Here is a 14,082-nt window from a genome sequence, read left to right on the forward strand (position 1 = left end):
GTAGGCTTTCTGCCGATGAGCAAGACGCCGCACCGGAGCGCATCGAAGCGGGCCGCAGACACCGACCGCATGCAGGTGGCCCAGCTGCTGACGGATGCCGCCTCGCAGGGCCGGCTGGAGCTCAGCGAGTACGAGGACCGGCTCGCCAAGGTGTACGCCGCGGAGACCCATGCCGATCTGGACCGGCTGAGCTCCGACCTGCCGGGCGCGACGATGCCGCGGGGTGCGGGGCTGTGCCAACCCGCGCCGCCGACCACGCTGCTGGCCATCCTCAGCGGCTTCGAGCGGCGCGGCCGGTGGAATGTGCCGCACCGGCTGCGCAGCTTCGCGTTGTTCGGCAGCGGCGTGATCGACCTGCGCTACGCCGACTTCACCGCGCACGACGTGGAGATCCACAGCTACTCGATCATGGGCGGGCAGACCATCGTGGTGCCGCCCGAGGTGAACCTCGACGTCTCCGGTGTCGGCGTGATCGGCGCATTCGGCGGGGCCGAGGACGGCAGCACCGGCACGCCGGGCGCGCCGTGTGTGCGGGTCCGCGGCTTCTCGTTGCTCGGCAGCGTCGGTATCCGGCGCAAGCCGCGCAAGCGTAAGCCGGCCGCCGACTGACCGGCGCCGGGCGCGTCGCAAGCCGCACAGACGTCAACGGCGACGCCGGGCGTGCAGGTAGTCGCCGACCACGGCAGCGCCGAGTCCGTCGAGGTCGGGCACGACGACGCGGCCGGCCACCCGGCGGGCGACCTGGTCGATGAACCGCGCCAGCCCCGGGTCGTCCCCGAGCCGGAAGATCGTCACCTGCGCGCCGAGCTTGGCCACCTCGTCGAAGGCCCGCACGGTATGCGCGATGGTGCGCGGGTGCGGCGGGTAGTCAAAGAACACTGAAGAGCTCTCCGCACCGCCGCCGTAGTGCTCCAGGTGCGCGGTCGGTTCACCGTCGGTGACGATGAGAATCACCGGCTGGGCGTTCGGATGCCGACGCAGGTGACGGCCGGCCAGCGCCAGCGCGTGGTGCAGGTTCGTGCCCTGCTCGTAGACACCTTCGAGCCCGGTGAGCTCCGCCGCGGTGACCGTGCGCGCATACCGGCCGAACGCCACGATCTGCAGGGCGTCGGAGCGGAAGCGCGTGCTCACCAGGTGGTGCAGCGCCAGCGCGGTCTGCTTCATCGGCAGCCACCGGTTCTCCATCACCATCGAGAACGAGGTGTCGACCAGCAGCGCCACCGCCGCCTGCGTGCGCGTCTCGGTCTCCGACACCTCGACGTCCTCGACCGCGATCCGCAGCGGCACCTCGACGGTGCCGGTGCCGGACTGGCGGAGCACGGCGTTGGTGATGGTGCGGGTGACGTTCCACGGCTCGGTGTCGCCGAACTGCCAGGCGCGCGTCGCACCGGTCAGCTCGCCGGCCGCTCCCGCCCGGCGCGTCTCGCGCTCGCCGTGGCGGCCCGAGAGCTGTTGCGCCACATCGCGCAACGCGGCCTGCCCGAGCTGCCGCATGGCCTTCGGCGAGAGCCGCCACTGCCCGTCGGCGCCGCGGTCGAAGAATCCCTGGTTCATCAGCGCCCGCTCGAGTTCGGCGAGCGTCCGCGCGTCGACCGCCGCGTCGTCGCCGAGCTGCCGGGCCAGCATGTCGAGGTCGACGTCGTCCATCGTGGCGCCGGCGTAGCTCTGCGACAGCTGCTCGGCGAGCTGCTCCAGCTCGGCGATGTCGGCGAGCGCCTGCGCGCCCTCCCCCATGCCCAGCGGGTCGCCGCCGCTGAACCGCGCCGAGCCGGTCCAGTCCTCGCCGGGGCGGGCCGCCTGCAGGTGGCCGTCGAGCCGGTTGAGCGCGTTCATCAACGACGGCGACCCGAACGCCTGCTGCGCCAGCGCGTCGAGCTCGGCCCGCTGCTCGGCCGACAGGCTGTTGCGGAATCGCTGTGCGGCGGCCGCGCGCTGGGCCAGCGAGTCGAGCAGTTCGTCGATGTTGCGCGGGTTCTCCGGGAAGTACTCGCCGTGCTTGGCCATGAACTCGTCGAAGTCGGCTTGCGAGTCTTCGCCGTTGGCGTGCTTGTCGAGCAGGTCGTTGAGGTCGTCGAGCATCTCGTTGACGCGCTGGCGGTCCTCGTCGGTGGCGTTCTCCAGCGCCTGCTTCATGCCGGCGAACCGCTGGTCGAGCATCTCGCGGCCGAGCAGGTCCTTGATCTCCTCGTACTTCTGCCGCGCCTCCGGCGACCGCCAGTCGTAGTCGGCGAGCTCCTGCACCGCCTTCGCCGGCGACGGGGACAGCGACTGCAGCTGCAGTTCGCCGAACCGGGCGTCGTCGTCGAGGGCGCGGGCGAGCTCCTTGCGCTCGGCGAGCACCGCCTCGTCGAGCAGCTTCTTGATGTCGGCCAGCGTGCCGTCGAGGTTGTGGCGGCTCAGCAGTTCCCGCCGCTTGCGGTTGGCGGCGGCGGCCAACCGGTCGGCGCCGCGCATGTTCTGGGTGCCGCGCCGCAGCAGCTCCGACAGCGCGCGCCGCGGCGAGGTGCCCGCCATGACGTCCTCGCCGATCTGCTCCAGCGCCTCGCGCAGGTCCACCGGCGGCGCCAGCGGGTCGGGTCCGCCGGTGTAGCGCGAGTACCGCGCCGAGCGGCCATGACCGGTCCTAGCCATAGACGGTTTCGCCTTCGCCCGACACCTTGTCGATCCGCTTCGCCAGGTAGAGCGCCTCGAGCGCCAGCTCGATCGCCGCTGCCCGCTCGCCCTCGGACGCCGCGCCCAGCCGCTGCTGGATCGCCGCGACGGCGGGCACCTCGGGCAGCGCGGCCAGCACCTCGCGGGCCGACACCCGCTCACCCGTCGTGACCGGCGATCCGCCGTCGACCGCAGTGACGATCGGCCCGACGTCGATGCCCCCGAGCAGCTGCTGCGCGGTGTCGGCGGTGGCCCGGCGCAGCAGATGCTCCAGCACCGCCTGCTCGCGGCCCTCCTCGCCGGACTCGAACTCCAGCTTGCCGCGCAGCACGTCGATGATCGTGCCGAGGTCCACGACGCGGGCGACGGATTCGTCCTCACCGAGGACCGCCGACCGGTGCCGGGCCGACGCGGCGACGGTCTCTGCGGCCGCGATCGCGAACCGTGCCGACACTCCCGAGCGCTGGTCCACCGACGAGCTCTCGCGCAGCTGCCGCGTGAAGCGCGCGATGATCTGCAGCAGGTGGTCGGGCACCTGCGCCGACAGGTGCGCCTCCTGCCGGATCACGCCCACCTCGGCGTCGAGCTCCAGCGGGTAGTGCGTGCGGATCTCGGCGCCGAACCGGTCCTTGAGCGGCGTGATGATGCGCCCGCGGTTGGTGTAGTCCTCGGGGTTGGCGCTGGCCACCACCAGCACGTCGAGCGGCAGCCGCAGCGTGTAACCGCGCACCTGGATGTCGCGCTCCTCCATCACGTTCAGCATGGCGACCTGGATCCGCTCGGCGAGGTCGGGCAGCTCGTTGACCGCAACGATGCCGCGGTGCGCCCGCGGGATCAGCCCGAACGCGATGGTCTCGGGATCGCCCAGGCTGCGCCCCTCCGCCACCTTGATCGGGTCGATGTCGCCGACCAGGTCCGCGACGCTGGTGTCCGGCGTCGCGAGCTTCTCGAAGTAGCGTTCGCTGCGGTGCCACCACCGGACCGGCAGCTCGTCGCCGAGCTCGGCCGCGCGGCGGATGCTCTCCGGCGTAATCGGATGGTAAGGATGCTCGCCGAGCTCGGCGCCGTCGATGACCGGCGTCCACTCGTCGAGCAGGTTCTGCAGAGAGCGCAGCAGCCGGGTCTTGCCCTGCCCGCGCTCGCCGAGCAGCACCACGTCGTGCCCGGCGATGAGCGCCCGCTCGAGCTGCGGCAACACGGTGTCCTCGAAACCGAAAATGCCTGGCCAGACGTCACGGCCCTCGGCCAGGGCCGTCAGGAGGTTGGTGCGGATCTCCTCTTTGAGTCCCCGCTCCCGGTGCCCGGCGGCACGCAGTTCGGCGACGGTGCGAGGGAAGTCGCTGGGTTGAGTCACCACTCCACGCTACGACTGCTCCCCGACAGCGGCACCGGGAACCACCTCGGCGCTGTCCGCGGAGGTCGCGTCAGTGCGCGAAGTGGCGCGCGCCCGTCAGATAGAGCGTGATCCCGGCGGCCGCCGCGGCGGCGGTCACCTCGTCGTCGCGCACCGATCCACCCGGATGCACCACCGCCGTCACGCCGGCGGCGGTGAGCGTCTCCAGCCCGTCGGGAAACGGAAAGAACGCGTCGGACGCCGCGACGGCACCGCGCACCCGGTCACCGCCCCGCTCGACCGCCAGCCGCGCCGCGTCCACGCGGTTCACCTGCCCCATGCCCACCCCGACGGTGGCGCCGTCGGTGGCGACGACGATCGCGTTGGACTTGACGGCGCGGCAGGCCCGCCATGCGAAGAGCAGGTCGGCGAGCGTCGCGTCGTCGGCGGCGGACCCGGCCACCAGCCGCCAGTTCGCGGGGTCGTCGCCGGCGGCATCCAGGGCGTCGCGCTGTTGCAGGAGCAGCCCGCCGCTGAGCTGTCGCAGCTCCAGCCCGCCGCGGGGCGGCTCGGCCGCCACCAGCACCCGGATGTTCTTCTTGCGGGCCAGGATCTCGACGGCGCCCGGCTCGTAGGCCGGGGCGACGATCACCTCGGTGAAGATGGTGCTGACGTACTCGGCCATCTCGACGCTGACCGTCGTGTTGGTGGCGATGACGCCGCCGAACGCGCTGAGCGGGTCGCACGCGTGCGCCTTGCGGTGCGCGTCGGCCACCGACACCGACGACACCGCGATGCCACACGGATTGGCGTGCTTGATGATCGCCACGCACGGGTCCTCGTGGTCGAACGCCGCCCGCCACGCGGCATCCGCGTCGGTGTAGTTGTTGTAGGACATGGTTTTTCCGTGCAGTTGTTGCGCCTGGGCCAGACCCGGCCATGAGCTGTCGTCGCGGTACAGCGCCGCGTGCTGGTGCGGATTCTCGCCGTAGCGCAGCGTATCGGCGCGCCGCCAGGTGGCGGCGAACCACGCGGGCAGCTGCTGCGACGGTTCCTCGGGCGCGAGCACGCCGCCCATCCAGGTCGCGACGGCGACGTCGTACTCCGCGGTGTGCCGGAACGCCAACGCCGCGAGCACCTTTCGCTGTGCGAGCGTGAAGCCGCCCGACCGCACCGCGGCGAGCACGCCGTCATAGCCGAGGGGTTCGACGACGACCGCGACGTTCGCGTGGTTCTTCGCGGCGGCGCGCACCATCGACGGGCCGCCGATGTCGATCTGTTCGACGCACTCGTCGACGTCCGCGCCCGATTCCACGGTCTCGGTGAACGGATACAGGTTCACCACGACGAGGTCGAACGGCGCGACACCCAGGTCCTGCAGCGCCGAGGCGTGTTCGGGCTTGCGCAGGTCCGCCAGCAGCCCGGCGTGGACGTGCGGGTGCAGTGTCTTGACCCGGCCGTCGAGGATCTCCGGGAACCTCGTGACGTCCTCCACCGGTGTGACGGGGATGCCCTCGGCGGCAACGGTTTTCGCGGTCGACCCGGTGGACACCAGCTCGACGCCGGCGTCGTGCAGGCCGCGCGCCAACGGCACCAGCCCGGACTTGTCGTAGACGCTGATCAGCGCGCGGCGGATGGGCTTCTTCGCCGTGTCGGTGTCGGTGCGCATCACAGTCGTGCTCCTCGCCATAGCGTCATCCCAGGGTCGCCTTCCGTCCGGTCCAGGTCACGCCGCGCGTCGCCAGCGCCGCCAGCACGGTGACCAGCAGTTCGCGTTCGACCACCTTGATCCGCTCGTGCAGCGACGTTTCGTCGTCGTCGTCGTGCACGGGCACCGCCCGCTGCGCCAGGATTGGGCCGGTGTCCATGCCGGCGTCGACCAGGTGCACGGTGCAGCCGGTGATCTTGACGCCGTAGCTCAGCGTCTCCGCGACCGCGTGCGCCCCGGGAAACGCCGGCAGCAACGCGGGATGGGTGTTCACCACCCGGCCGATGAAGCGCGAGAGGAAATGTGGCCCCAGGATCTTCATGAACCCGGCGGACACGACGAGATCCGGTTGGTGGGCGGCCGTTTCGTCGGTGAGGGCGGCGTCCCAGGCGGCGCGGTCGTGGTGGTCGCGCAGCCGGACGACGAACGACGGCAGCTCCGCCTCGGCCGCGATTCCGACGGCGCGGCAGTCGCGGTCGGCGCCCACGGCGACCACCCGCGCGGGGAAGTCCCCGATGGCCGCGTCGAGCAGCGCGCGCAGCAGCGAGCCGGTCCCCGAGGCCAGCACCACGACCCGTGCGGGCGCGCTGGGCGGCACTCGGATCGGTTGCGACACGCGCCGAGCCTAGTGGGCCGGCGGTGGCGCGCCGCCTGCCGGGCTGGGCGTCGTCGGGTGGTCGCCGTCGTCCGGCGAGCCGGGGTCGGCCTCGTCGACGTGCTGCGGCGCGGGCGCCGGTTCGGGGGTCGGGACGCGGTGCACGCCGCCGGCCAAAACCGCAGTCAGCGCTCCGACGACCGCGAACCACAGCAGCACGGCCATCACCATCGTCACCTGGTCGACGCCGAGCTCGCCGAAGTTCCCGAGCCGGCCGCCAGCGGCGTAGCCGAGCACCGCCATCGTCACCGCCGCCCCGATCGCCGCGACGCCGACCTTCGCCAGCGCCGTGGGCAGCGGCGCGGGGCGGCGGGCGCACTGCTGCCCCACCACCACGGCCGCGGCGGCGGCGATGATCAGCAGACCCACCCACACCGGGCCCAGGGGCGGGGTGGGCGCGGCCGCCAGCACCGGCACCGCCGGCACGTTGCCGCCGTAGACCGCAAAGGCGCTGAAGGTGGCCGGACCGACGTGCGCGCTCGCGCCCACCGCGACCGCCGCGGCGGCCACCATGACATTGGGGATGTAGAGCACCGACAGCACCGTCAGGCTCAGCTGACCGAACCAGGAGTCGGTGATCGAGTAGAGCTCGTGCATGGTGCCCCAGTGCACGATCAGCGAGCCGGCCACCACCGCGCCGGACAGCCCGCACAGCGCCAGCACCCCCGCGAACGCGGCCCGCACCGCGTCGGCCAACCAGTCGGGCAGCGGCGACGCGGCGAGCGCGCGCCGTCCGACCCGTGAGCCGACGCCCCACGCCGCCCCGATCGCGTGGACCGCGAGCACGCCGCCGAAGGCCCGCAGCGAGTCGGGTGTCTGCAGGTCGGTGAGCACCGACGCGGCGTCGTGGATGACTGCCAGCGCGACAGCGGTCAGCAGCAGCGGACCCGCCAGCGCCGATGCCACGATCCAGCGGACGACGAACGGTGAGGTGGTCGGCGGGGTGGCGTGCGCCGTGGTGCGCGCCGTGGCGTAGACCATCGCCAGCACCGGCAGCAGCGGCATGACGCCCAGCTCACGTCCGGCGATGGACACCGGCACCTGGTGCACGCCGAGCCACATGCTGGCGATGGCACCGAACGCGCCGGTCATGTCGCTGTTCGCGATCACCAGCTGCAGCAGCACGACCGCCGCGACGATCCCCAGCGCCGCGACCGCCGGCCCGAAGGCCACGGTCAGCAGGTCGCGGGCCTGGCGGGGATCTGGCGCTGCGAGCTTGTCGTTCACCGCCGACTATCCAACCGCACGCGACGCGCCGTCCGGCGTAGCGGCGCCGATCAGGACGGCGGCTGCTGGCCGGGTTGCGAGAGCTGCTGCGTCGGGGTGGGGATCTGCTGGGTGGGCTGCTGGCCCGGCTGCTGCGGGGAGCCCGGCGGCTGGCTGAAGCTCGGGTACCCGGTGGGCGGCGTGGCCGAGGCGCTGTGCTGCGGCTGACCGCCCTGCGGCTGACCACCCTGCTGCGGCTGCCCGTACTGCGGCTGCTGGCCCTGCACCGGGAAGCCCCCGGTGCTGCCGCCGTAGCCGCCGTGCTGCGGCTGGCCGTAACCGCCCGGACGCTGCTGCGACACCGGGAGCTGTCCGCTCGGCGGGCCGTAGTACTGGCCCGGCGCACCGTACTGGCTGTAGGGGTCGTACTTCTGGCGGGGCGCCGGCGGGCTGATGACGCCGGAGTGGAACAGCAGGTTGGCCACCGAGGCGAGGGCCTGCAGGGCGGTGAAGACCACGAGCGCGATCAGGCCCCAGCCGACCGACGCGTTGTCCGGCGGGGTCACCAGCTGCACCAGCGCCGCGAGGAACGCCGTCACCGACAGCGCCGCCACCAGCGAGGTGTAGTTGCGCTGCTTGGGCAGCAGGGTGGCGACGGCGAGCATCGCCGCCAGGATCGACAGCAGCACCGCGGCCGAGACGTCGACGCGCACATCCGTGTCGTCGAAGAACGGCCCGAACGCCGCGACGTAGGAACCCAGTCCGAGCACCGCCGCCGCCGCTGTCAGCAGCTTGGGCAGCTTGCTGTCGCCCGATGAACCTTGGTCGGGCTGCGCTCCCTGGCCGCCGTACTGACCGGGTTGCGACGCGGACGGGTAGCCGGCGTTGCCGGGCGGGTAGGTCATGTCGTCTCTCCTGTGCTTATCGGGCGGGGGCCGTCACCGGACTCAGGGCGAACGTCGTCCTCAGACCGGACGCGGAACCACGCTAGCGCACCCGCCCGACAGCGAACACCCGTCGTCGGCCGTCACGCCGACGTCAGCACCGGTCGCGCCGCCGATTCCCGCTCGGCCGTCTCGATCTCCCGGACCAGCGGCAGGACCCGGGCGCCGAAGTACTCGATCTCCTCCTGGAAGTGCAGGAAGCCGCCGAGGATGAGGTCGACGCCGCGTTTGCGGTAGGCCGCGATCCGCTCGGCGATCTGCTCGGGTGTGCCGATCAGCTGGGTGCGGAACCCGTCGTTGTACTGCACCAGATCCTCGAACGAGGAGTCGGCCCACATGCCGCGTTTGTCGCCGGTGGAGTTGCCGGCCTGCTGCACCGCGGCGTGGAACCCTTCGACCGCGGGCCGGTTCGCCTTCGCGACGATCTCCCGCAGCGTCTCGCGGGCCTCGCGCTCGGTGTCGCGGGCGATGATGAAGCCGTTGAGCCCGAAGCGGACCTCGCGACCCACGGTGCGGGCGTGCTCGCGGACGTCGACGATCTGTTCGGTCACCCCGTCGAAGTCCTTGCCGTTGGAGAAGTACCAGTCGGCGTAGAGCCCGCCGTTGCGCCGGGCGGCGGTCGAGTTGCCGCCCTGGAACAGCTCCGGGTTGGGGCGCTCGGGCGTGTTGACGGGCTTGGGCTTGAGCGTGAAGTCGTGGATGCGGTAGAAGTCGCCGCGGAAGTCCACGTCGTCCTCGGTCCAGATCTTGCGGAGCACCTGCAGGAACTCCGCGCTGCGCCGATACCGCTCGTCGTGCTCCAGCCAGGGCTCGCCGAGATGGGTGAACTCGTCCTTGAACCAACCCGACACGACGTTGACGGCGAACCGGCCGCCCGACAGCTGGTCGGCGGTTGCGCCGAGTTTGGCCAGCACGCCGGGCTGCCACAGCCCCGGATGCACCGCGGCGATCACCTTGAGCCGCTCGGTGGCCAGCAGCAGGGCGAGGCTGAAGCTCGTCGACTCGTGCTGGTACTCGGCGCCGTAACTCGCCTCGTAGCGCACCTGGCTCAGCGCGTACTCGAAGCCGTTGCGCTCGGCGGTCTGCGCCAGCCGGACGTTGTAGTCGTAGCCCCAGTCGGTGCGCTGTTCGATGTCGCTGGTGACCAGGCCTCCGCTGACGTTGGGAACCCAGTAGGCGAACTTGACGTGCTCTGCGATGCGCTCGGTGGACATGGCGGAAGTCCACCAGCGCCGCCCCCGTGGTGTCGCCCGTAAAGCTTGCCCTGAATTAAACGCGCGTTCGCCGCGCCAGCAGGTTTGACGCAGCCGTCAATCGGACATCCGCCCTCGGTAGAGGGGTGAGCGATGGTCGACGTGGTCCCCGGCCGTCCCCAGCGGCCGGCACACTACCGGCGAGCGGCTGCGCTCGGGCCGGCGGTGGGCCGGTCAGCCGGGAGGCATCGCGTTCCGGCAGCGGCGCGGCGCCCGCTCCCGCTGCACGCCGTCGTCCCGGCGGTCGCCGTGGCGGCCGCGGTGCTGGTGGGCGCCGGTGTGCTGCTCACGCACCGGACCGCCACGCCCGCCCAGCCGGCGCCGGTGTCCGCCGACGCGACGTCGGATGCCGCCGCTCATGCCTGGCTCGCCGACAGCCTGCCCACCGGCAGCCGGATACTCGTCGACCGGGTGAACCCGCCCGCCGGGTTCCCCGCGGCCACGGTCGCCTCGGCCGGCCAGACCTGGCGCAGTTTCGACTATCTCGTGACGGTCGAGACCGGCACCTCGGTGCCGTCGGACAGCGTTGTGGCGTCGGTGTGGCCGTCCTCGGTTCCGGTCGCGCTGTTCGAGCGGCTGCAGGTACGCCAGATCGAGGGCGACGTGGCACCGCAGGAGCTGGTGCGACGACAGCGCAGCGAGTTGGCCGATCGGGTGCGCGCCGGTGTGGCGCTGAGCGCCAACCCCGGGATAACGGTGACCGAGCAGGTCGCGGACAGGCTGCAACGCGGCGAGGTCGACCTGCGGGTCACCGCGGTGCTCTCCGCCCTCGCCGCCGTCCGCCACGTCACCGTCGACACGGTGTCGGATGTGCCGGCCGAAGCCGCCGCCGGAACACCGAGCCGCGAGGTGACGGTGTACGTCACCGATCCCGCGCCGGTCACCCGTCAGCTCGGCGCGCTGGGCGAGGCGCTGCGGCCCGACCAGGTGACCGTGCGGGAGAACGGTGCCATCCGACTGCATTGGCCGTTGAGTTCCACGCCGGTCCCGGCGGTGAAGTAAGCGATTTGCCCGAACGAAGGAGCCCGTCATGCGTCATCAACTGAGGCGATCGGCCGCGAGCGTGGTGGGCTGCGCCGCCCTGCTCACAATCAGCGTTGCCCCCGCCGCCGCCACGCCCGCAGCAGGCGCCACGGCGTCGGTGCGCGGCGCCCACTTCTCGCCGGACACCCCGTCGGTGGACGTCTACCTCACGAGCTTCTCAGGCGGCACCACCACGCTGGCGCTCTCCGACGTCGGCTACGGCGATGTCAGCGACTACCAGTCCCTGCAGCCGGGGCAGTACACCATCGGGATGCGGCCGGCGGGCGCCGACCCGTCGACACCGCCGGCCATCACCTGGACTCTCGACGCCAAGCCGGGCGGTGCGTACACCGCCCTGGCGATCGGCATGAACAAATCCCTCGAGGGCAGGGTGCTCGCCGACGACCTCACCCCACCGCCCGCGGGCCAGGCTCGGGTGCGGGTCGTGCAGGCCGCAGCGTCGGCGCCGAAGGCCGACATCGCTGCCGCCGGCGGCCCGACGTTCGCCACCGCGCTGCCGTTCACGACCACCACCGACTACACCTCGGTGCCGGCCGGCAGCTGGCCGGTGACCGCGACACCGTCGGGCGCCACGCAACCGGCGGCGACGGCGACGGTGACGCTGCAGGCCGGGCAGGTGAACACCATGGTGCTGCTGGACAGCCCGCAGACCGGTCTGGTGCTGCGCACGCTGCCCGACGCCGTCGGCGCGTCGGCACCGCCGAGCGGGCCGGTCGACGCCGGCGGCGGCGCCATGGCCGGTGCGTCCCACCCCGTGCTGTTCGGCGTGACGGCGCTGACGGTCGCGCTCGCGGTGGCGTTGACCGCTGCCGCGGTTCGGCGTACCGCCCGCCCGTGACGGCGCGGCTGCAGTCGGCGCAGTGGCTGACGGCGGCTGCCGCGGGTGCCTGCCTCGCGCTGAGTTGGAGCGTGCACGCGCCCGCGCCCGAGCCGGCGGGAATCTCGGTCGTGCCCGTCGCGGCGGACGTCGGCACCGGCCCGTCGGGCGCGCCGCGGCGCATCGAGATCCCGGCCATCGGGGTCGCCGCCGACGTCGAGCGGGTGCGCGCCGGCGATGACGGGGAGTTGCCGGCGCCGTCCGACTGGAACGACGCCGGCTGGTTCGCCGACGGTGTCGTGCCGGGCGAACGCGGGCCGGCGGTCATGGTCGGTCACGTCGACTCGCGGGTGGGCGGGCCGGCCGTGTTCTACCGGCTGCACGACCTCCGCCCGGGCGACGAGATCGAGCTGACCAGCGACCGGGGCAGGACGCGGTTCGTCGTGGAGACGGTGACGACGGCGCCCAAGGACGCCTTCCCCACCGCCGCGGTGTACGGCCCGACGCCGTTGCCGCAGCTGCGCCTGATCACCTGCACCGGCGCATTCGCCGGCGGCAGCTACCGCGACAACCTCATCGTCACCGCCCGGCTGGACGACCAGGGGTCCCCTTGATGTTCGGACTAGAACACGTTCTAATCCTGCCATGGACTACGGCCTCGTACTGTTCACCAGCGATCGCGGCATCACCCCCGCGGCGGCGGCCAAGCTCGCCGACGACCACGGCTTCACCACCTTCTACGTCCCGGAGCACACCCACATCCCGGTGAAGCGGCAGGCGGCGCATCCCACGACGGGCGACGAGACCCTCCCCGACGACCGCTACATGCGGACCCTCGACCCGTGGGTGTCGCTGGGAACCGCCGCCGCGGTCACCCAGCGGGTGCGGCTCTCGACGGCCGTCGCGCTGCCCGTCGAACACGACCCGATCTCGCTGGCCAAGACCATCGCCACCCTCGACCACCTCTCCGGCGGCCGGGTGAGCGTCGGCGTCGGATTCGGTTGGAACACCGACGAACTCGCCGACCACAACGTGCCGCCCGGCCGCCGGCGCACAATGCTGCGCGAATACCTCGAGGCCATGCGGGCGCTGTGGACGCACGAAGAGGCGTCCTACGACGGCGAATTCGTCCAGTTCGGGCCGAGCTGGGCATGGCCGAAGCCGGTGCAGGCACACATCCCGGTGCTGGTCGGCGCCGCCGGCACGGAGAAGAACTTCAGGTGGATCGCCAAGTCCGCCGACGGCTGGATCACCACGCCGCGCGACGTCGACATCGACGCGCCGGTGAAGCAGCTGCAGGACAGCTGGGCGGCCGCCGGCCGCGACGGGGCGCCGCAGATCGTCGCGCTGGACTTCAAGCCCGACGCCGAGAAGCTGGCGCACTGGGCCGATCTCGGCGTCACCGAGGTGCTGTTCGGCCTGCCCGACAGGTCCGAGGCCGAGGTCGCCGGCTACGTCGAGCGACTCGCGGGCAAGCTCGCCGCGCTGGTCTGACGCTGTGGACGCGCCGAACGTAACGCAGCGGCGGGATTCCTAGCGGTTCACCGCCGTGACGTTACGTTCGGCGGCGTGTCGGTGCGCCCGCGCAAACTGCCGACATGACCGAACCGTTCCTCGGCAGCGAGGCGTTGGTTGCCGGCAGGGTGACCTGCCACCAGCTGCGGCACGGCTGCGTCCGCATGCACCAGGACGTCTACCTGCCGTCAGGTGTGGCGAGGACGCCGACGGTCAACGCGCAGGCCGCGTGGCTGCGGTCCCGTCGCCGCGGGGTGCTCGCGGGATGGTCGGCGTCGGCGCTGCACGGCGCCCGGTGGATCGACGCCACCGAACCTGCCACCATCATCGACTCGAATCGACGACCGACCGCGGGCATCCGGGTGTGGGCCGACAGCATCGAGCCCGACGAGATCACCGCCATCGGTGGCATGGCCGTCACCACCCCTGCCCGCACGGCGCTCGACCTCGCGTCGCGCCTGCCCCTTCACCGCGCCGTCGCCGCTGTCGACGCCCTGCTGCGCGCCACCCACCTCAAGCCGGTGGACGTCGAACCGCTCGTCGAGCGCTATCGCGGGCGGCGCAACATCCGGCGGGTGCGCCCGGTGCTCGACCTCGCCGACGGCGGCGCGGAGTCGCCGCGCGAGACCTGGCTCCGGTTGGTGGTCATCCGGCACCGGCTTCCGCGGCCGCAGACACAGGTGCTGATCCGCAACGAGTACGGCGTCGTCATCGCACAAGCCGATCTCGGCTGGCCCGAGCGTGCGATCGCCCTCGAATACGAAGGTGCGCATCACCGCCTCGACCGGAGACAGTTCGCGAAGGACATCAGACGCCTCGAGGCGATGACCGAGGCCGGGTGGATCGTCGTCCGGATCACCTCCGCAGACACCGAGGCGACGGTGATCCGGCGCGTCAAGGCGGCATTCGCTCGCCGAACGTAACGCAGCGGCGCAAATACGGGCCGCTGACCGCC

Annotated in this window: 13 protein-coding genes; 6 read left to right on the top strand and 7 right to left on the bottom strand. The window is 72.2% G+C overall.

The window, feature by feature from the left end; all coding sequences use genetic code 11:
- Positions 1-15: 15 nt before the first annotated feature.
- Positions 16-609 carry a DUF1707 domain-containing protein gene (locus LV457_RS01630; protein WP_232168618.1) on the top strand — a complete coding sequence of 198 codons (594 nt, stop codon included), beginning with the start codon at positions 16-18 and terminating at the stop codon, positions 607-609.
- Positions 610-642: 33 nt separating this feature from the next.
- On the opposite strand, the gene LV457_RS01635 is transcribed toward LV457_RS01630, so the two are convergent.
- From LV457_RS01635 to sfnG, 7 genes are all read right to left on the bottom strand, one after another.
- A complete protein-coding gene (locus tag LV457_RS01635) occupies positions 643-2,631 on the bottom strand; it encodes a VWA domain-containing protein (protein ID WP_232168619.1) in 1,989 nt (662 codons plus the stop codon).
- Entirely contained in the window at positions 2,624-4,006 is a 1,383-nt protein-coding gene (locus LV457_RS01640) for an ATP-binding protein (protein WP_232168620.1), read from the bottom strand. Before LV457_RS01640 ends, LV457_RS01635 begins: the two co-directional genes overlap by 8 nt.
- Before the next feature lie 70 nt (positions 4,007-4,076).
- A complete protein-coding gene (gene purH, locus LV457_RS01645; protein ID WP_232169189.1) occupies positions 4,077-5,654 on the bottom strand; it encodes a bifunctional phosphoribosylaminoimidazolecarboxamide formyltransferase/IMP cyclohydrolase in 1,578 nt (525 codons plus the stop codon).
- A 25-nt stretch (positions 5,655-5,679) separates the two neighbouring features.
- Complete coding sequence (gene purN / locus LV457_RS01650; protein WP_232168621.1) at positions 5,680-6,309, bottom strand: phosphoribosylglycinamide formyltransferase; 630 nt, start codon at positions 6,307-6,309, stop codon at positions 5,680-5,682.
- 9 nt (positions 6,310-6,318) lie between these two features.
- Positions 6,319-7,575 carry a DUF6350 family protein gene (locus LV457_RS01655; protein ID WP_232168622.1) on the bottom strand — a complete coding sequence of 419 codons (1,257 nt, stop codon included), beginning with the start codon at positions 7,573-7,575 and terminating at the stop codon, positions 6,319-6,321.
- A gap of 50 nt (positions 7,576-7,625) precedes the next feature.
- Positions 7,626-8,459 carry a DUF5336 domain-containing protein gene (locus tag LV457_RS01660; protein WP_232168624.1) on the bottom strand — a complete coding sequence of 278 codons (834 nt, stop codon included), beginning with the start codon at positions 8,457-8,459 and terminating at the stop codon, positions 7,626-7,628.
- A 122-nt stretch (positions 8,460-8,581) separates the two neighbouring features.
- On the bottom strand, positions 8,582-9,712 hold the full coding sequence (gene sfnG, locus LV457_RS01665; protein ID WP_232168626.1) for a dimethylsulfone monooxygenase SfnG: 1,131 nt from the start codon (positions 9,710-9,712) through the stop codon (positions 8,582-8,584).
- 132 nt (positions 9,713-9,844) lie between these two features.
- Here sfnG and LV457_RS01670 point away from each other — a divergent pair, with 132 nt between their 5' ends.
- The 5 genes from LV457_RS01670 (at position 9,845) to LV457_RS01690 (ending at position 14,050) form a co-directional block, all read left to right on the top strand.
- Positions 9,845-10,753: a hypothetical protein gene (locus tag LV457_RS01670; protein WP_232168627.1), complete on the top strand. Its 909-nt coding sequence runs from the start codon at positions 9,845-9,847 to the stop codon at positions 10,751-10,753.
- A gap of 28 nt (positions 10,754-10,781) precedes the next feature.
- Complete coding sequence (locus LV457_RS01675) at positions 10,782-11,633, top strand: DUF4397 domain-containing protein (RefSeq protein WP_232168628.1); 852 nt, start codon at positions 10,782-10,784, stop codon at positions 11,631-11,633.
- Positions 11,630-12,226, top strand: coding sequence for a sortase domain-bontaining protein (locus LV457_RS01680; protein WP_232168629.1), 597 nt, complete (start codon positions 11,630-11,632; stop codon positions 12,224-12,226). The genes LV457_RS01675 and LV457_RS01680 overlap by 4 nt, the downstream gene beginning before the upstream one ends.
- Positions 12,227-12,257: 31 nt before the next feature.
- Positions 12,258-13,106, top strand: a complete 849-nt coding sequence (locus LV457_RS01685; RefSeq protein WP_232168630.1) for an LLM class F420-dependent oxidoreductase — start codon at positions 12,258-12,260, stop codon at positions 13,104-13,106.
- A gap of 104 nt (positions 13,107-13,210) precedes the next feature.
- Positions 13,211-14,050: a hypothetical protein gene (locus LV457_RS01690; protein WP_232168631.1), complete on the top strand. Its 840-nt coding sequence runs from the start codon at positions 13,211-13,213 to the stop codon at positions 14,048-14,050.
- Positions 14,051-14,082 lie beyond the last annotated feature (32 nt).

It is taken from the genome of Mycobacterium sp. MYCO198283 (assembly GCF_021213805.1).
GTDB lineage: Bacteria > Actinomycetota > Actinomycetes > Mycobacteriales > Mycobacteriaceae > Mycobacterium.

What these genes read in the sequence shown, in the direction of transcription:
- LV457_RS01630 (WP_232168618.1), top strand. Translation starts at nt 16, where the DNA reads ATGAGCAAGACGCCGCACCGGAGCGCATCGAAGCGGGCCGCAGACACC.
- LV457_RS01635 (WP_232168619.1), bottom strand. Translation starts at nt 2,631, where the DNA reads ATGGCTAGGACCGGTCATGGCCGCTCGGCGCGGTACTCGCGCTACACC.
- purH (WP_232169189.1), bottom strand. Translation starts at nt 5,654, where the DNA reads ATGCGCACCGACACCGACACGGCGAAGAAGCCCATCCGCCGCGCGCTG.
- LV457_RS01660 (WP_232168624.1), bottom strand. Translation starts at nt 8,459, where the DNA reads ATGACCTACCCGCCCGGCAACGCCGGCTACCCGTCCGCGTCGCAACCC.
- sfnG (WP_232168626.1), bottom strand. Translation starts at nt 9,712, where the DNA reads ATGTCCACCGAGCGCATCGCAGAGCACGTCAAGTTCGCCTACTGGGTT.
- LV457_RS01670 (WP_232168627.1), top strand. Translation starts at nt 9,845, where the DNA reads ATGGTCGACGTGGTCCCCGGCCGTCCCCAGCGGCCGGCACACTACCGG.
- LV457_RS01675 (WP_232168628.1), top strand. Translation starts at nt 10,782, where the DNA reads ATGCGTCATCAACTGAGGCGATCGGCCGCGAGCGTGGTGGGCTGCGCC.
- LV457_RS01685 (WP_232168630.1), top strand. Translation starts at nt 12,258, where the DNA reads ATGGACTACGGCCTCGTACTGTTCACCAGCGATCGCGGCATCACCCCC.
- LV457_RS01690 (WP_232168631.1), top strand. Translation starts at nt 13,211, where the DNA reads ATGACCGAACCGTTCCTCGGCAGCGAGGCGTTGGTTGCCGGCAGGGTG.